The organism is Acinetobacter sp. AOR01_HL, assembly GCF_027855455.1.
Classification (GTDB): domain Bacteria; phylum Pseudomonadota; class Gammaproteobacteria; order Pseudomonadales; family Moraxellaceae; genus Acinetobacter; species Acinetobacter baumannii.
Map to the genome: position 1 here is coordinate 83,578 of NZ_JAKTIM010000024.1, position 18,355 is coordinate 101,932.

Annotated in this window: 13 protein-coding genes, 2 tRNA genes and 3 rRNA genes; 10 read left to right on the top strand and 8 right to left on the bottom strand. The window is 43.1% G+C overall.

All coding sequences use genetic code 11. The annotated features are described in order from the left end of the window. The first annotated feature begins 44 nt into the window (after window positions 1–44). From MKL62_RS08295 to MKL62_RS08315, 5 genes are all read left to right on the top strand, one after another. Window positions 45–1,028 (top strand): sulfonate ABC transporter substrate-binding protein, encoded by a 984-nt coding sequence (locus MKL62_RS08295; RefSeq protein WP_001164667.1) that lies wholly within the window; start codon window positions 45–47, stop codon window positions 1,026–1,028. 26 nt (window positions 1,029–1,054) lie between these two features. Then, complete coding sequence (gene ssuD, locus MKL62_RS08300) at window positions 1,055–2,230, top strand: FMNH2-dependent alkanesulfonate monooxygenase (RefSeq protein ID WP_000689552.1); 1,176 nt, start codon at window positions 1,055–1,057, stop codon at window positions 2,228–2,230. After that, a complete protein-coding gene (gene ssuC / locus MKL62_RS08305) occupies window positions 2,227–3,024 on the top strand; it encodes an aliphatic sulfonate ABC transporter permease SsuC (protein WP_000031022.1) in 798 nt (265 codons plus the stop codon). The genes ssuD and ssuC overlap by 4 nt, the downstream gene beginning before the upstream one ends. A 13-nt stretch (window positions 3,025–3,037) precedes the next feature. After that, window positions 3,038–3,838, top strand: coding sequence for an ABC transporter ATP-binding protein (locus MKL62_RS08310; RefSeq protein ID WP_000183286.1), 801 nt, complete (start codon window positions 3,038–3,040; stop codon window positions 3,836–3,838). Between the two features lie 260 nt (window positions 3,839–4,098). Then, window positions 4,099–4,719, top strand: coding sequence for a TetR/AcrR family transcriptional regulator (locus MKL62_RS08315; protein WP_001186827.1), 621 nt, complete (start codon window positions 4,099–4,101; stop codon window positions 4,717–4,719). Window positions 4,720–4,753: 34 nt separating this feature from the next. On the opposite strand, the gene MKL62_RS08320 is transcribed toward MKL62_RS08315, so the two are convergent. Beyond that, on the bottom strand, window positions 4,754–5,320 hold the full coding sequence (locus MKL62_RS08320; protein WP_001090743.1) for a 5'-methylthioadenosine/S-adenosylhomocysteine nucleosidase family protein: 567 nt from the start codon (window positions 5,318–5,320) through the stop codon (window positions 4,754–4,756). An 80-nt stretch (window positions 5,321–5,400) separates the two neighbouring features. Further along, window positions 5,401–6,534 (bottom strand): TDT family transporter, encoded by a 1,134-nt coding sequence (locus MKL62_RS08325; RefSeq protein WP_000828360.1) that lies wholly within the window; start codon window positions 6,532–6,534, stop codon window positions 5,401–5,403. Window positions 6,535–6,742: 208 nt separating this feature from the next. On the opposite strand from MKL62_RS08325, the gene ribF reads away from it, so the two are divergent. The 5 genes from ribF (at window position 6,743) to MKL62_RS08350 (ending at window position 12,327) form a co-directional block, all read left to right on the top strand. Then, on the top strand, window positions 6,743–7,744 hold the full coding sequence (gene ribF / locus MKL62_RS08330; RefSeq protein ID WP_000771825.1) for a bifunctional riboflavin kinase/FAD synthetase: 1,002 nt from the start codon (window positions 6,743–6,745) through the stop codon (window positions 7,742–7,744). Between the two features lie 61 nt (window positions 7,745–7,805). Beyond that, complete coding sequence (gene ileS / locus MKL62_RS08335; protein ID WP_004843746.1) at window positions 7,806–10,643, top strand: isoleucine--tRNA ligase; 2,838 nt, start codon at window positions 7,806–7,808, stop codon at window positions 10,641–10,643. Continuing rightward, the gene (gene lspA / locus MKL62_RS08340; RefSeq protein WP_001133879.1) at window positions 10,636–11,166 is read left to right on the top strand and encodes a signal peptidase II; all 531 of its coding nucleotides are present in this window, start codon (window positions 10,636–10,638) and stop codon (window positions 11,164–11,166) included. The genes ileS and lspA overlap by 8 nt, the downstream gene beginning before the upstream one ends. A gap of 1 nt (window position 11,167) precedes the next feature. Beyond that, window positions 11,168–11,650, top strand: coding sequence for an FKBP-type peptidyl-prolyl cis-trans isomerase (locus tag MKL62_RS08345; RefSeq protein WP_000136002.1), 483 nt, complete (start codon window positions 11,168–11,170; stop codon window positions 11,648–11,650). Window positions 11,651–11,784: 134 nt separating this feature from the next. Next, entirely contained in the window at window positions 11,785–12,327 is a 543-nt protein-coding gene (locus MKL62_RS08350; protein ID WP_000964178.1) for an NADPH-dependent FMN reductase, read from the top strand. Between the two features lie 56 nt (window positions 12,328–12,383). Here the strand turns inward: MKL62_RS08350 and MKL62_RS08355 are convergent, their stop codons facing one another. The 6 genes from MKL62_RS08355 to MKL62_RS08380 form a co-directional block, all read right to left on the bottom strand. After that, the gene (locus tag MKL62_RS08355) at window positions 12,384–12,722 is read right to left on the bottom strand and encodes an ankyrin repeat domain-containing protein (RefSeq protein ID WP_004843750.1); all 339 of its coding nucleotides are present in this window, start codon (window positions 12,720–12,722) and stop codon (window positions 12,384–12,386) included. Between the two features lie 122 nt (window positions 12,723–12,844). Further along, window positions 12,845–12,959: ribosomal RNA gene (gene rrf / locus MKL62_RS08360) — 5S ribosomal RNA — on the bottom strand. Between the two features lie 185 nt (window positions 12,960–13,144). Next, a 23S ribosomal RNA gene (locus tag MKL62_RS08365) occupies window positions 13,145–16,037 on the bottom strand. Between the two features lie 340 nt (window positions 16,038–16,377). Beyond that, window positions 16,378–16,453, bottom strand: a tRNA-Ala gene (locus MKL62_RS08370). A gap of 55 nt (window positions 16,454–16,508) precedes the next feature. Next, a tRNA-Ile gene (locus MKL62_RS08375) sits at window positions 16,509–16,585 on the bottom strand. Window positions 16,586–16,644: 59 nt separating this feature from the next. Further along, window positions 16,645–18,181 (bottom strand): 16S ribosomal RNA (locus MKL62_RS08380). The 16S, 23S and 5S rRNA genes sit together here with 2 tRNA genes alongside, the layout of an rRNA operon. Window positions 18,182–18,355: the final 174 nt, after the last annotated feature.

Sequence of the window (18,355 nt, forward strand, 5' to 3'; positions counted from 1 at the left end):
GATATAAATGCTGTGCCTTGTGTTAAGGGAACAAGGATATCAATATGCAACATCAGTCATTATTTAATAAGAGTCAGTGGACTCAGTTAGTTAAGCGCTTTAGCGCGGTCGCTGTATTAGGTTTCACAATCGCAGCACCTGCTTGGGCAATTGACCCAACAGTGAAAGAACTTCGTATTGGTTTTCAAAAAAGTTCGATTAACTTCGCGATTGCCAAACAGCAAAAACTATTTGAACAAGAATTTCCAAATGCCAAAATCACTTGGAATGAGTTCCCCGCTGGCCCTCAAATTTTAGAAGCCTTAGCTGTTGGCTCACTCGATGTTGGCGTTACTGGAGACACGCCCCCGGTCTACGCTCAAGCCGCTGGCAAGCCTTTATATTACATTGCTTATGAAGCAGCCAAACCATTGGCCTCAGCAATTTTAGTTCCCAAAAACTCACAACTAAAACAGCTTAAGGACCTAAAAGGTAAACGTATTGCGCTACAGAAAGGTTCTAGCTCACATTACCTACTTGTACAGGCCGTGCGTAAAGCAGGCTTAAAATGGAGCGACATTACCCCAATTTGGCTCACACCTGCCGATGCTCGCGCTGCATTCCAAAAGGGTGCTGTTGATGCATGGGCAATATGGGATCCGTACTACGCTTCAGCACAACTAGAAGACCAAGCTCGTGTTCTTGCATCTGGTAAAGGCCTAAGCCCGAACTATACCTTTTACTTAGCCGCTCCAAATTTTGTTAAGCAATATCCAAAAGCTGTTCCAGGACTCATCAAGCAGATCAATCAAGCTGACAAATGGGTCCAAAGCCATCAAGCAGAAACTGCAAGTGCGATTGGCCAAAGTACAGGCCTAAAACCTGCGACCAGTGACTTATTTATTAAACGCCGTCCACGTCCATCATCGGCAGCTCCACTTAACAGCAAAGTCATTGCTGAACAACAGCAGCTTGCAGACATCTTTACTCAACAAGGCATCATCCCTAAACCAATCAGCATTAAACAAGCTGTTTGGGGTGCCAAGTAATTTCAATAGATATATAGGTAATGCACATGAAAATTTTCTGGTTTATTCCTACCCACGGTGATAGTCGCTATTTAGGTACAAGTAAAGGCGCTCGTCAGGTTGACCATGCCTATATGAAGCAAATTGCTGTGGCAGTAGATAACTTGGGTTACGAAGGAGTACTTATTCCAACAGGTCGTTCATGTGAAGACCCATGGATTACGGCGGCTAGCCTAATCGATGCAACTCAACACCTTAAGTTTTTAGTTGCATTACGTCCAGGGGTAACAACACCAGCGTTGGCAGCTCGTATGGCTGCAACATTTGACCGCTTGTCGAATGGTCGTGTTCTACTCAACTTAGTGACAGGTGGCGATGAAGCAGAACTACGCGGTGACGGTTTATATGAAGATCACTCAACGCGTTATCAAACAGCCAATGAATACGTAAAAATCTGGCGTGAAATTTTGACACGCTCACATACGGGTGAAGCTTTTACATTCCACGGTGAACGCTTACAAGTAGATGATGCAAAACTACTTTACCCACCTGTACAAAAGCCTTATCCACCACTTTGGTTCGGCGGTTCTTCAGATGTCGCTGTTGAACTCGCGGCTGAGCAAGTTGACACCTACCTGACTTGGGGTGAACCACCAGCAGCCGTGAAAGAAAAGATCGAACATGTCCGTGCCAAAGCTGAGGCTAAGGGCCGTAAATTAACTTATGGCATTCGTTTGCATGTCATTGTTCGTGAAACCAATGAACAAGCATGGGCAGCAGCTAACGAGCTTATCCAGTATCTGGATGATGCAACTATTGCTGCAGCACAGAAAAAATTTGCACAAATGGACTCCGTGGGTCAGCAACGTATGGCTGCTCTACACGGCGGTAATCGAGATAAACTTGAAGTATCTCCAAATCTTTGGGCAGGTATCGGTCTAGTCCGCGGTGGTGCAGGTACAGCACTTGTCGGCGACCCAGAAACCGTTGCTGCACGTATTCAGGAATATGCGGATTTAGGTATCGATACCTTTATTTTCTCAGGCTATCCACACCTTGAAGAGTCAATCCGTTTTGCAGAGTTAGTATTCCCATTATTACCAATCGAGACCCGAGCTAAACTTGCTCAACCAAACTTAACTGGTCCATTCGGTGAAATCATTGCCAACAACTATGTTCCAGACGAGAAGAAACAAAATAGTTCCGTCAAGGAGCCTGCATGAGCAAAGATATAAATATTGTTTCACGTGGAACGAAGCAAGTCGGGCAGCGTCTGCTGCCTTGGATTTTTCCGATTGTTCTATTGGTTGTCTGGCAAATTGCATCGAGTTCAGGCCTTTTAGAAAATCGTATTCTGCCGGCTCCTACGGCTGTCGTTTCTGCTTTTTGGCATCTACTCATTAGCGGCGAGCTATGGCAGCACGTTAAAGTCAGTGCAGGACGGGCCTTACTCGGACTATTTATTGGTGGTGGTTTAGGTTTGCTATTGGGTCTGCTCAATGGGTCTTCGCGTTTCGCCTCAACCCTGCTCGATACAACCTTGCAAATGATTCGTAACATCCCAGCATTAGCACTTATTCCACTGGTTATCTTGTGGTTCGGTATTGATGAAACAGCCAAATTATTTTTGGTGGCGGTCGGAGTCTTCTTCCCTATTTATATCAACACCTATCACGGTATCCGTTCAGTCGATCCACAATTAATTGAGATGGGTAAAAGCTATGGTCTTTCACGTTGGCAGCTTTACAAAGAAATTATTCTACCGGGTGCGATGCCCTCTATTTTAGTTGGTTTACGTTTTGCTTTAGGTCTGGTTTGGGTGCTGCTCATTGTAGCTGAGACTATTTCAGCACAAGCAGGTATTGGCTATATGACTATGAATGCACGAGAGTTTTTGCAAACTGATGTGGTTCTGGTCGGTATTCTTCTTTATGCCCTATTAGGCAAATTAGCCGATGTTCTAGCGCAACTTTTGGAACGTTATTTACTACGCTGGCATGCCGGTTATCAAAAATAAAGGAGCTTAAAATATGACAAATCTGAATTTAAATATTAATCAGAATGACGTAGAGCTCATTCCAGAAAACCATCCAGAGTCACAAGAACCTGTGGTAGGCGCAGAGATTCTGATTGAACAGCTTTATAAGTTTTATGGTGAAGTTAAAGTTCTTGAAGATCTTAACCTTCATATTCAACCGGGCGAATTTTTAGCTATTGTTGGTCGTAGTGGCTGCGGTAAAAGTACTTTATTGCGCTTAATTGCCCAACTTGAAAAAGCCAGTTTTGGAGAAATCAAATTTAAATCTGCCCGACATTTGCGTGAAGGTATTACTAACGATGACATACGGGTTATGTTTCAAGACCCACGGTTACTTCCTTGGAGAAATATTCTTCAGAACGTGCAACTTGGGCTACCAAAATCGCAACATGCTTTGGCAGAAGAATTATTAGAAAAAGTAGGTTTAAAAGAAAAAGCTGGACAATGGCCTTCACAGCTCTCAGGTGGTCAACGACAACGTACTGCCCTAGCCCGTGCGTTATCTCATACTCCCCGTATTTTATTGTTAGATGAACCTTTGGGTGCATTAGACGCGTTAACTCGTCTTGAGATGCAAAGCTTGATTGAACGTTTATGGAAAGAGCAAGGTTTTACTGCCATTTTAGTTACACACGATGTAAGTGAAGCAGTGCAACTGGCTGACCGCATTATATTGTTAGATAAAGGTCAGATTGCTCAAAGTTTTCAAGTTAATTTGCCGCGTCCACGGAAAAAGAGCATTACTTTTGCTCAGCTTGAACAACAAGTACTCGATGCCGTTTTAGCCACTTAAGGTTGAGATGAGTAATGAGAACCATTCAACCGAAAAATGCCCAATTAACGAGCAATAAAACTGATGATTTATTGCTCTTTTTTAGGGCGAAGATTAAAAAATATTTTTAAGAATAACAATAAACTAGTGAATCTCTCTATTTTTTGCACAATAGTATATCTATTGCTCAAATAACTATCCGTTTTTTCACTAAAAAAGTGAGACACCTGTGCACAAATCAAACGATTTACCTTACAATGGGAACACTATCTTTTTAATTTATGCAGCAAATGGAACAAAAGAAGAGTACCCAAAAGCGCAATCAGCTTCTTGCTGCCGCCCTTGATGTGTTTTCACTATATGGGTTCAGTGGCGCAAGTCTGGATGAAATTGCCCAACTCGCTGACATGCATAAGTCGAATATTTTCTATTACTATGAAAATAAAGAGTCTTTATATGTGGAAGTGCTGACCACAGTTTTACAAAAATGGCTAGCTCCCTTACAAACCTTAGAAGCTGAGTTAGAACCAGCCGAAGCCTTGTCTCATTATTTAATTCAAAAAATTGAACTTTCTCGTAGCCAACCAAAAGCTTCGCGACTATTTGCTTTAGAAATTATTCAAGGGGCACCGCATATTTTGCCTATACTGAAAGGGCCCTTGAAAAAGCTATTTAAGCGCAAAGCTAAGGTCATTCAAACTTGGCAAGAGCAAGGAAAAATTTCACCGGATATCGACCCGGAACTTTTAATTCTCAATATTTGGGGTCTTACGCAAAACTATGCTGATTTTGCGACTCAAATGGAAATGGTAACCGGGAAAACGCTTCGTAACCGCAGTATGTTCCAGCGTTCGATTGAGCATACGGTACATATGATGCTCTACGGCGTATTACCTCGCTAAAATAAAAAAGATCGGCAAATTTGCCGATCTTTTTTTAGAAATGATTTTGATAAAGTGCTAAAAGCTTTTGTGCACCCAATAATAAGTTTTCTTCCCAATCCAAATGGGCCGTATCATCTGCCCCATCAGTAATATATTTCACCGAAATTAAACGTACACCTAACTTGTGGCAAACTTTTGCTAACGCATAGCCTTCCATATCGACCACATCACAAGCGACCTTCGGCTGACCCGTTTCAAATGAGTCCCCTGTCCCACAAATTCCTTTTGGTAAATCCGCAAAATGCGTTTGGAGATGAATTTCAGCCGCCAAGTGATCATCTAACGGCGTTACCCCGACTTCAAATCCTAAAGGTGAAACGTCCATATCACGTTGTACAAAAGTTTTTATTTCTACTAAATCGTGCCGATTAAAAGATGAACTTCCTGCTGTACCTAAGTTAATTAAAGTTTTACAGCCTGTTTTTTGAATAACTTCAAACGCTTTAAAAGCAGCATTGATCTTACCAATACCACTGTAATGGACTTCGATACCTGCTTGCTCGAATAAACCTTTAGACTCGTTGGGAAGTGCCATAATTAAAGCGGTATCTGTGTTCATTCAAAAAGCTCAAATCAGAATTAACAAAATTAGAAAGTAAGTATAAATCAGGTGCAAAAGCTTTTTGCACCTTTTCCCCTTTACTGCATTCTTTGTTGTAAAGCCACTAAACATGGAGAGAAGAATAGCTTGCCACTGTATGCTCCGGCTAAGGTTTTCTTCATTACCACGCTCCACATCACTAATAATAAAATACTGAATGCTACAGCGACATATTGTAAAAATACAACTTCAATCTGATGACCTAAATTAAATAAAGCCAAAATAAACACACCAAATGGGAAGGTTAAACCCCACCAACCCAAGTTAAATGGAATACCTGTCTTTGCATGACGAAGTGTTGTTAAAATCGCAAGGCCAAGCCACCATAACCCAAAGCCTAAAAGTACCAGACTACCCACAACGCCCAAGGCTTTAAATACATGGGCCAACTCAGGAAAGCCAACATTTACAAATACTCTTTGTGCCTGCTCACCTAGCAACAATAGACCTAAAGCACCTGTCCCAATCGGACCTAAAGAAAGCCAGCTAGAAATCGCGACTTCTTTTTCTGGTAACTGATGCAAAGCCATACGCAACATTAAAATCGTTAAAATGGCAAATGCAGGTAAAACAGAGATTCCCCAAAGTACGTAACCCGCTAACAATAAATGAAAGCTATGCACATCTGCTGGTAAATGTGCAACCAACATGCCCGCAGAACTTGCTGCGACTTCACATGCAACCACCGGTAAAAGCCAAATTGCAGTCATGGTATGTAGTTGATGATTCTGACGGCTAAACATACAAAATGGTACGATCCACGCAATAGCCAGTGCTAAAAAGACGTCGATATACCATAAAGCTTGGGCGATATGAACTGCCACTTCGCCGTAAAGCCCGATTCCGAAGCTTAAAAAGCCATTTAGTATGGTTGCAAGCCCCATCGGTATAGCACCTAAAAACAAGCTCATATTTGGATGATTAAATATTTGCTTCGCTTCATGAGGGAAAAGAAACCACCGCAATAAATAGAGAACTGAAAAAACACTAAATAGAACAATATTAAATTGCCATAACAGCGTAGCCAGCATAAATAAAAATGATTTGGCAAATGGAAGCTGAATTAAAATCATACTGACCACGCCAGTACCCATAGTTGCTGTAAACCAATTTGGGGTAAAATGCCGTATAACATCTTTACTTTGATTTAATTGGTAAAAGGGTCTTTTCATCTTAAGTCTCTAATCAAAGAGTGGATGAGGCTATAGTAGGATAAATTAATAATAAGAAAAATTGATTTATTTTTATTTAATTCATCAATTTTTTAGATATAAAAAGTATTCGTATTGAAAAATACCTGAGTAAAAACACAACAACAAGACGAATCTGTGAGATTATGGCAATATATAGCCCTTGCAAAAATAGCCATATTTTAAGTTCATGAAACTGCTTCGTCTTAATGCGTTATCGCCCAATTTCCAGTTACCACAAACAGCGGTAACTATTGGTAATTTTGATGGTGTCCATTTAGGTCACCAAGCGATGATTGCTCAACTCAAAAAAATTGCTGCAGCACAAGGCTTAAAAACATTGGTCATGATTTTTGAGCCCCAACCGCTTGAGTTCTTTAAAGGCTACGATGCCCCACCTCGTATTAATTCATTACGGGAAAAAGTTGAATATCTAGCTGAACTTGGGGTGGATTACATCGCGGTTGCCAAGTTTGACCAGCATTTCCGTAGCATGAGTGCTTCTGAGTTTGCAGATCTATTAAAAGACAAATTAAATGCTCAAGCTTTGGTTTTAGGAGATGACTTTCATTTCGGCAAAGACCGTCAAGGCAATAGCGAATTTTTAAAGAATTACGGCTTTCAAGTCACAAATTTACATACGATTGAACTCGAAGGTGAACGCGTCAGTTCAACCCGTATTCGCCAAGTGCTTCAAGTGGGTAATCTCGCTTTAGCAGCTAAATTATTAGGCCGTCCGTACAGTATTACCGGTCGTGTTCAATATGGTGACCAAATTGGACGAACTTTAGATTTCCCAACGATTAATGTTCGTCTCAACCGTCATAAGCCTTGTTTAAATGGTATTTATGGCGTTGAAGTCATTTGCGAAACAACTTCGCTAACTCAAAAAGTGCTTCAGGATAATCCTGAAAAGCCCGGAATTGCCGGATATCATGAAAACAGCCTCTATGGTGCAGGTCATGTCGGTACACGTCCAGCCATTCAGCAAGAACATCCAGAGTGGAGATTAGAAGTACATTTCCCTGATGTTTCTGCTAATCTGTATGGCTTATTTATGCGGGTGACTTTTCTTCACTATCTTCATGGTGAATTGAACTACCCTTCGCTTGAAGCACTTAAGGCAGGAATTGATAATGACGTGCAGCAATTACGACAATATCGTAACGACACGACACAATTTCCTTTTTAATTCGAATTTTGATTGTAAAACATGTCGGCTCCCAAGCTGATTAAACTGGAAGACAACTTGCATGAGCGATAAGCAAACTACTGAAAATGCAGTGGACTACAAAGCCACGCTAAACCTGCCGGATACTCAATTTGCAATGAAAGCAAATTTGGCAGTACGTGAAGTGAAATGGTTAGAAGAGTGGTATACCGACAACATTTATCAGCAGATTCGTGCATCGCGTATTGGCAAGAAAAAATATATTTTGCATGATGGCCCTCCATATGCGAACGGTACAATTCACTTGGGCCATGCGGTTAACAAAGTACTTAAGGACATCATCGTAAAAAGCCGTACTTTGGCAGGTTTCGATGCGCCATATGTACCAGGTTGGGACTGTCATGGTTTGCCAATCGAACTAAAAGTTGAAGAAAAAGTAGGTAAAGTTGGTGAAAAAGTTGATGCAGCCACTTTCCGTAAACACTGCCGTGAATATGCGCTAAAGCAAATTGATTTACAGCGTACTGACTTTAAACGTCTTGGTATTTTAGGGGACTGGGATAATCCTTACCTCACCATGAACTACAAACAAGAAGCCGATATCGTTCGTGCTTTAGGTTTAATCCAAAAAAATGGCCATATCCAGCCGGGCTTAAAGCCAGTGAACTGGTGTATGGACTGTGGCTCAGCACTTGCTGAAGCTGAAGTTGAATACGAAGATAAAAAATCAGACGCAATTGACGTTGGTTTTGGCGTTGTAGATTTAAAAGATTTAAGCGCTCGTGTAAATGTAGAAGTTCAAGATCCAACGGATATCGTGATCTGGACCACTACTCCTTGGACATTACCCGCGAACCAAGCAGTTGCATTGCATGCCGAAATTGAATATCAATTGGTACAAGTGACTACTGAACGTGGTAAGCAAAACTTTATTCTTGCTAAAGACTTAGTTGCTTCTGCAATTGAGCGTTACAAGCTTGAAAACCCAGTTGTTTTAGCTGACTTTACTGGTTCAGCTCTTGAGAACCTTACCCTACAACATCCTTTACTAACCGATCGTCAAGTTCCGGTTATTTTAGGTGAACACGTTATCGCAACAAGCGGTACAGGTGCTGTACACACTGCTCCTGGCCACGGTGCAGATGACTATAAAGTAGGTCTTCAATACAACCTTAAAGTTGAAAACCCAGTGGGTGGTAACGGTGTTTACTTACCAACCGCACCAATCTTTGCTGGCGAGCACATCTATAAAGCCAATCCAAAGATTATTGAAGCTTTAGGTGCTGTAGGTCGCTTATGGGCTCATCAACCGATTAAACACAGCTACCCACACTGCTGGCGTCATAAGACTCCGATTATTTTCCGTGCTACACCACAATGGTTTATCAGCATGGATCAAAAAGGTTTACGTGACGGTGCGCTTAATGCCATTGAAAACGATATCGAGTTTGTACCGAACTGGGGTAAAAACCGTATTGAATCAATGATCGAAGGCCGTCCGGACTGGTGTATCTCACGTCAACGTACTTGGGGTGTACCAATTCCTTTCTTCGTTCATAAAGATACGAACGAATTGCACCCTCGTACGCCTGAGCTCATCGAAGAAGTTGCCAAACTTATCGAGAAAGAAGGTATTGATGCATGGTTTAACCGTGATGCGAAAGACTTCATTGGTGAAGATGCTGAACAGTACAATGCTGTTCGCGATACACTTGATGTATGGTTTGACTCTGGTACAACGCATTACGCTGTACTTGAGCAACGCGACGAATTAGAAAGTCCTGCTGACTTATATTTAGAAGGTTCAGACCAACACCGTGGTTGGTTCCAATCTTCTTTATTAACGTCTATGGCAATTCACAATCGTGCGCCATACAAAGCCTTGTTAACACATGGTTTTACAGTGGATGAAAATGGCCGTAAATTGTCGAAATCTTTAGGCAACTATATTCCGCTTGAAGAAATCATCAAACACCTTGGTGCCGATGGTTTACGTTTATATGTAGCATCTAGCGACTATCGCTATGAAATTGCAGCATCGAAAGAAATCTTTAGCCGTGTAAGTGATAGCTACCGTCGTATTCGTAATACGCTACGCTTCTTACTTGCAAACTTAAATGGTTTCAAACCAAGTACTGATGCTCTGGCAGTAGATGACCTTATTGCCCTCGATCAATACATCTTGCAACGTGCGAATGAAGTACAACAAACTATTATCGCGGCCTATGAAGAAATGAACTTCCATGTCGTGTGTAGTGCATTAACAAGCTTCTGTATTAATGACTTAGGTGGCTTCTACCTAGACATTATCAAAGACCGTCAATACACCACTAAGGCTGACTCACAAGCACGTCGTTCCGCACAAACAGCGCTTTACCATATCGTACAAGCATTTGTTCGCTGGATGAGCCCTATTCTTAGCTTCACAGCTCAAGAAGCTTGGCCACTTATCCCAGAACAAACTGAGAAGTATGTATTTACAGCTGAATGGTATGACCTACCTGTTTCATCAAAAGCAAACTTGCTTTCTGAAGCAGATTGGCAAACATTGATTAGCGTAAAATCTGCAGTAAATAAACAGATTGAAGCAGCTCGTAACGCTAAACTTGTCGGTAGTAATCTTTCAGCCAAAGTTGAACTTTGGGCAAATGAATCATTACAAACAGTTTTAAACCAACTGGCTGATGAACTCCGTTTTGTTCTTATTACTTCGCAAGTAGTAGTACATCCATTTGCTGAACAAGGTGAAGCAACTGAAATGGAAGGCTTACGTGTACAAGTATCTGCAGCTGAAGGTGAAAAATGTGCACGTTGCTGGCATGTCCTTCCGGATGTAAATACACATGCCGATCATCCTGGTTTATGTGGTCGTTGTATTGTGAACGTCACTGGTCGTGGCGAAGTGAGAAAATATGCCTAATTCACAAGCTAAAAAAGGCTTATTCCAGTTTTATCCTCACAACCTCATTTGGCTTGGACTTTCTGTCCTTGCCATTGTGTTGGATCAATGGACAAAATGGATTGCAAGTACACATCTGAACTACGCAGATCCTGTACCTGTACTTCCATTTTTAAACTGGACACTATTACATAATTATGGTGCAGCTTTTAGCTTTTTATCTGATGCTGGAGGATGGCAACGCTATTTCTTCACATCTTTGGCAGGCTTAGTTTCAATACTTTTTGTATTTTGGTTGCTACGTATGCCTAAAAAAATGGTGGTGCTGCCTGTAGCTATCGCTTTAATTTTAGGTGGAGCACTTGGTAATCTAATTGACCGTATTACTTTAGGGTATGTGGTCGATTTTATTCATGTTTATTACCAAAATCATCACTTTCCAGCTTTTAATATTGCGGACAGTGCCATTACTCTAGGTACCATTTTGCTACTCATTGATACATTCTTCCTTGAGAAGCAAAGACCTAAAAATTCGGATGCATAATATGACCGAAATTATTCAACCTAATGAAGAAATTCGTATTACTGACGGTTCTAAAGTTGACCTACACTTTTCTGTTGCTATTGAAAATGGTGTAGAAATTGACAATACACGTAGCCGTGAAGAACCTGTTAGCTTAACTATTGGCGACGGTAACTTGTTACCAGGCTTTGAGAAAGCGCTTCTTGGCTTACGTGCAGGCGATCGACGTACAGTACATCTACCACCAGAAGATGCTTTTGGTCCGTGGAATCCTGAAAATATACAAACTTTTGATACGGTTAAATTCGAACAACGACCTATTCCTGGTCATATGATTGAATTTGAAGATAAAGCAAAAGCAACTTTATTTGGTGTTGTGAAGTCAGTAAATGATGATATTACTGAAATTGATTTCAACCATCCTCTAGCCGGCAAGAATATTACTTTTGAAGTAGAGATATTTAAAGTGACTCCAGCTGGTCAGCAAGGCATTAAGATCATGTAAAAAAAAGCCCTCGATTGAGGGCTTTTTTATTATTTAACTTTTATTGATGACATAAGAATCCTTACAAATTCTATATTCTCACGCACCTATATAATGAATTAAGTTATAAAGATAAAAATCCTTAGGAAAAACATATGCTGGTCTATATTATCGTCGGAAGTGTTCGCGAAGGGCGCACAGCTATTAAAATTGCCAATTGGTTAGAAACAACAATACCCTCATTTAATCTAAAAGATTTTCAAACAGAAGTAATTGATTTAAAAGAATGGAATCTACCCTTATTTTCAGGTTCTCACCCACCTGCTACAGGTATTTATGATCAACCTAAACAACAAGAATGGGCTGATAAAATTGCCCAAGCTGATGCATTTATCTTTATTAGCCCAGAATACAACCACGGTTACAGCCCAGCTTTAAAAAATGCACTGGACTATGTTGGTAAGGAATGGAGCGGTAAACCAGCAGCATTTATAGGTTATGGCTCAACAAATGGTTCTCGTTCTATTAGCCAAATACGCCAAGTCACTTCAAGTTTAAGTATTGTTGACCCAAATGCTGTAATAGAAATACGAGATATCTTCAAACGCAATAAAGATGAAAAATTCGAAGCCAATGAATTTGAAGTAAAAGGACTTCAATCAATTGTTGAGAAACTACAGAAATATCATTTGTCTTAAATTGAACAAAAAGCCTCCTTTTTAAATAAAAGGGGCTTTTTAATTTTATAAACTTTTTAAATATTCACTATGTCAGTATTACCCGCCATTTCTGCAAGCTGTAGTGCTGTATATACGCTTTTATAAGGGACATGCGCCCCTTTTTCAACTAATAGCTTCACTATCTCTAAATGATCATTCTCAGCCGCTGCTTGCAAAGCACTATACCCTTCATCATCAGTCTGATTAGGGTCTTCTCCATCTATTAATAATTGTTTTACTTGCTCTAGATCACCTAAAGATGCCCAATAAATCAGTTCTGGAAGAGAGAGTTCTTCATCGTCTTCAGGTATGGGAGAGAAAGAATTAATTTTCACGGGGACACCAAAAATAAAAAACTTCCTCATTATATCCATAGAATCGAGTAAGCATCCAAAAATGATTTGTAGTTCTATATTTAAATAATTCTTTATTGATTGATTTCTTGCTATAAAAAAACACCCCAACCTCTTTTGAGATTGGGGTGTTTAGAATAATGAGCTGGCGATGACTTACTCTCACATGGGTAATCCCACACTACCATCAGCGCTAAGAGGTTTCACTTCTGAGTTCGGGAAGGGATCAGGTGGTTCACTCTTGCTATGGTCGCCAGCACAACTGTTTATGGATACTTGCTTAGGTCTTACTTGATGCCGAAGCGTTTTCCAAATCTGTAACAGACTGGGCTGAATTGAATCTTACTTTATCTGTTCATTTTAGCTAGAGGTATAACTAAATCAAGTTGTCTTGCATATTTAAGAATCGATTGATGCTTCATATACAACTGCTTGGGTGTTGTATAGTCAAGCCTCACGAGCAATTAGTATTGGTCAGCTTCACATATCACTATGCTTCCACATCCAACCTATCAACGTCCTAGTCTCGAACGGCTCTTTAGAGGACATAAAGTCCTAGGGAAATCTTATCTTGAGGTAGGCTTCCCGCTTAGATGCTTTCAGCGGTTATCCCTTCCGAACATAGCTACCCGGCGATGCGACTGGCGTCACAACCGGTACACCAGAGGTTCGTCCACTCTGGTCCTCTCGTACTAGGAGCAGATCCTCTCAAATTTCCAGCGCCCACGGTAGATAGGGACCGAACTGTCTCACGACGTTCTAAACCCAGCTCGCGTACCTCTTTAAATGGCGAACAGCCATACCCTTGGGACCTGCTTCAGCCCCAGGATGAGATGAGCCGACATCGAGGTGCCAAACACCGCCGTCGATATGAACTCTTGGGCGGTATCAGCCTGTTATCCCCAGAGTACCTTTTATCCGTTGAGCGATGGCCCTTCCATACAGAACCACCGGATCACTAAGACCTACTTTCGTACCTGCTCGACTTGTGGGTCTCGCAGTTAAGCGCGCTTTTGCCTTTATACTCTACGCGTGATTTCCGACCACGCTGAGCGCACCTTCGTACTCCTCCGTTACTCTTTAGGAGGAGACCGCCCCAGTCAAACTACCCACCAGACACGGTCCTCGTCCCGGATCACGGGACAGAGTTAGAACCTCAACATTACCAGGGTGGTATTTCAAGGACGGCTCCACTGGAACTAGCGTTCCAGCTTCAAAGCCTCCCACCTATCCTACACAAGTAAGGTCAAAGTTCAGTGTCAAGCTGCAGTAAAGGTTCACGGGGTCTTTCCGTCTAGCCGCGGGTACACTGCATCTTCACAGCGATTTCGATTTCACTGAGCCTCTGCTGGAGACAGCGCCGCCATCATTATGCCATTCGTGCAGGTCGGAACTTACCCGACAAGGAATTTCGCTACCTTAGGACCGTTATAGTTACGGCCGCCGTTTACTGGGGCTTCGATCAAGAGCTTCGCTTACGCTAACCCCATCAATTAACCTTCCAGCACCGGGCAGGCATCACACCCTATACGTCCACTTTCGTGTTTGCAGAGTGCTATGTTTTTAATAAACAGTTGCAGCGGCCTGGTTTCTGCGGCTGTCGTCAGCTCAGGAAGCGAGTTCCATCACCAACAACAGCGTACCTTCTCCCGAAGTTACGGTACCATTTTGCCTAGTTCCTTCAGCAGAGTTCTCTCAAGCGCCTTGGTCTACTCGACCTGACCACCTGTGTCGGTTTCGGGTACGATTCCTGTGTAACTGAAGCTTAGAGACTTTTCCTGGAAGCATGGCATCAACCACTTCGCTGTACAAGTACAGCTTGCTATCAGATCTCAGCATAGAGTACCCCGGATTTGCCTAAGATACATGCCTACATCCTTTCACCTGGACAACCAACGCCAGGCTGATTTAGCCTTCTCCGTCCTCTCATCGCATTACACAGAAGTAATGGAATATTAACCATTTTCCCATCGACTACGCCTTTCGGCCTCGCCTTAGGGGTCGACTCACCCAGCCCCGATTAACGTTGGACTGGAACCCTTGGTCTTTCGGCGAACGGGTTTTTCACCCGTTTTGTCGTTACTCACGTCAGCATTCGCACTTCTGATACCTCCAGCATGCTTCTCAACACACCTTCATCGGCTTACAGAACGCTCCCCTACCACGTATACAAAGTATACATCCGCAGCTTCGGCACATAGTTTTAGCCCCGTTACATCTTCCGCGCAGGCCGACTCGACTAGTGAGCTATTACGCTTTCTTTAAAGGGTGGCTGCTTCTAAGCCAACCTCCTAGCTGTCTATGCCTTCCCACATCGTTTCCCACTTAACTATGATTTTGGGGCCTTAGCTGGCGGTCTGGATTGTTTTCCTCTTGACTACGGACGTTAGCACCCGCAGTCTGTCTCCCGGATAGTACTCATAGGTATTCGGAGTTTGCATCGGTTTGGTAAGTCGGGATGACCCCCTAGCCGAAACAGTGCTCTACCCCCTATGGTATTCGTCCGAGGCGCTACCTAAATAGCTTTCGGGGAGAACCAGCTATCACCAGGCTTGATTAGCCTTTCACCCCTATCCACAAGTCATCCCCTGGCTTTTCAACGACAGTGGGTTCGGTCCTCCAGTTAGTGTTACCCAACCTTCAACCTGCTCATGGATAGATCGCCTGGTTTCGGGTCTATACCCAGCAACTAAACGCCCTATTAAGACTCGATTTCTCTACGGCTCCCCTATACGGTTAACCTCGCTACTGAATATAAGTCGCTGACCCATTATACAAAAGGTACGCAGTCACACCACGAAGGTGCTCCCACTGCTTGTATGCATGCGGTTTCAGGATCTATTTCACTCCCCTCACAGGGGTTCTTTTCGCCTTTCCCTCACGGTACTGGTTCACTATCGGTCAGTCAGGAGTATTTAGCCTTGGAGGATGGTCCCCCCATATTCAGACAAGGTTTCACGTGCCTCGCCCTACTCGTCATCATTATGTGTGCCCTTTCGTGTACGGGAATATCACCCTCTACGTTCGCACTTCCCAGAGCGTTCCACTAAAACACACATAACTTAATGGGCTGATCCCCGTTCGCTCGCCGCTACTGAGGGAATCTCAATTGATTTCTTTTCCTAAGGGTACTGAGATGTTTCACTTCCCCTCGTTCGCCTTGCAACACTATGTATTCATGTTGCAATACCTACCTTAAAGTAGGTGGGTTCCCCCATTCAGACATCTCCGGATCAAAGGATATTTGCCGCCTCCCCGGAGCTTTTCGCAGGCTATCACGTCTTTCATCGCCTCTGACTGCCAAGGCATCCACCACATGCACTTAATTACTTGACTATACAACCCCAAACAGTCGATGTTACCTACAAGTTAGTAACTTCAACATTTCAGTTTAGAGCACTGTGCACTTAAGCACCGTACAGCTTCAATCTAAATTCACATACCAAAACGCTTGATTCAGTTAATTTGCTAGTTCTCAATTCATCTAGATTAATCGCTTAACCTAAACTCTTGAGTGAACAATTTATTTCAGACTCAATTTTGCCAATCTGTTAATGAGTTAATGTGTCTTCGTCAGATCACACTAATTACCGTGATAATGAAATCACAGAAGTTAATAAACCAAGATCTCAATCTTTATTTACTAATTTCTGTAATCCGAACTTATCTTAAGTTCTGGTGGAGACTAGGAGAGTCGAACTCCTGACCTCCTGCGTGCAAAGCAGGCGCTCTACCAACTAAGCTAAGTCCCCAGCTTACATCATCAATCATGTATCTTTTATCTATAACTTCAACCAGTCAAAGTCATGGTGGGTCTGACAAGACTTGAACTTGTGACCCCACGCTTATCAAGCGTGTGCTCTAACCAACTGAGCTACAGACCCTCAGATACATCTATGAAGAACAACTTGTTGTGGATTCTTACCAATCGTCAATCTTTCGTTAAGGAGGTGATCCAGCCGCAGGTTCCCCTACGGCTACCTTGTTACGACTTCACCCCAGTCATCGGCCACACCGTGGTAACCGCCCTCTTTGCAGTTAGGCTAGCTACTTCTGGTGCAACAAACTCCCATGGTGTGACGGGCGGTGTGTACAAGGCCCGGGAACGTATTCACCGCGGCATTCTGATCCGCGATTACTAGCGATTCCGACTTCATGGAGTCGAGTTGCAGACTCCAATCCGGACTACGATCGGCTTTTTGAGATTAGCATCACATCGCTGTGTAGCAACCCTTTGTACCGACCATTGTAGCACGTGTGTAGCCCTGGCCGTAAGGGCCATGATGACTTGACGTCGTCCCCGCCTTCCTCCAGTTTGTCACTGGCAGTATCCTTAAAGTTCCCATCCGAAATGCTGGCAAGTAAGGAAAAGGGTTGCGCTCGTTGCGGGACTTAACCCAACATCTCACGACACGAGCTGACGACAGCCATGCAGCACCTGTATCTAGATTCCCGAAGGCACCAATCCATCTCTGGAAAGTTTCTAGTATGTCAAGGCCAGGTAAGGTTCTTCGCGTTGCATCGAATTAAACCACATGCTCCACCGCTTGTGCGGGCCCCCGTCAATTCATTTGAGTTTTAGTCTTGCGACCGTACTCCCCAGGCGGTCTACTTATCGCGTTAGCTGCGCCACTAAAGCCTCAAAGGCCCCAACGGCTAGTAGACATCGTTTACGGCATGGACTACCAGGGTATCTAATCCTGTTTGCTCCCCATGCTTTCGTACCTCAGCGTCAGTATTAGGCCAGATGGCTGCCTTCGCCATCGGTATTCCTCCAGATCTCTACGCATTTCACCGCTACACCTGGAATTCTACCATCCTCTCCCATACTCTAGCTCACCAGTATCGAATGCAATTCCCAAGTTAAGCTCGGGGATTTCACATCCGACTTAATAAGCCGCCTACGCACGCTTTACGCCCAGTAAATCCGATTAACGCTCGCACCCTCTGTATTACCGCGGCTGCTGGCACAGAGTTAGCCGGTGCTTATTCTGCGAGTAACGTCCACTATCTCTAGGTATTAACTAAAGTAGCCTCCTCCTCGCTTAAAGTGCTTTACAACCATAAGGCCTTCTTCACACACGCGGCATGGCTGGATCAGGGTTCCCCCCATTGTCCAATATTCCCCACTGCTGCCTCCCGTAGGAGTCTGGGCCGTGTCTCAGTCCCAGTGTGGCGGATCATCCTCTCAGACCCGCTACAGATCGTCGCCTTGGTAGGCCTTTACCCCACCAACTAGCTAATCCGACTTAGGCTCATCTATTAGCGCAAGGTCCGAAGATCCCCTGCTTTCTCCCGTAGGACGTATGCGGTATTAGCATCCCTTTCGAGATGTTGTCCCCCACTAATAGGCAGATTCCTAAGCATTACTCACCCGTCCGCCGCTAGGTCCAGTAGCAAGCTACCTTCCCCCGCTCGACTTGCATGTGTTAAGCCTGCCGCCAGCGTTCAATCTGAGCCATGATCAAACTCTTCAGTTAAAATCATTTTGCACCTTATTTATAGACAAGGTACCAATTCTGGCTCATCAATTACTGACTTAAATTTCGCTCAAATAAACTTCGAGTAATTTAAACCAATCAATCAATGAAAATTATTTCGATTAATCAATCAGTAAAAATCCACACAAGTTGTTCTTCAATTCTCTTAATGAT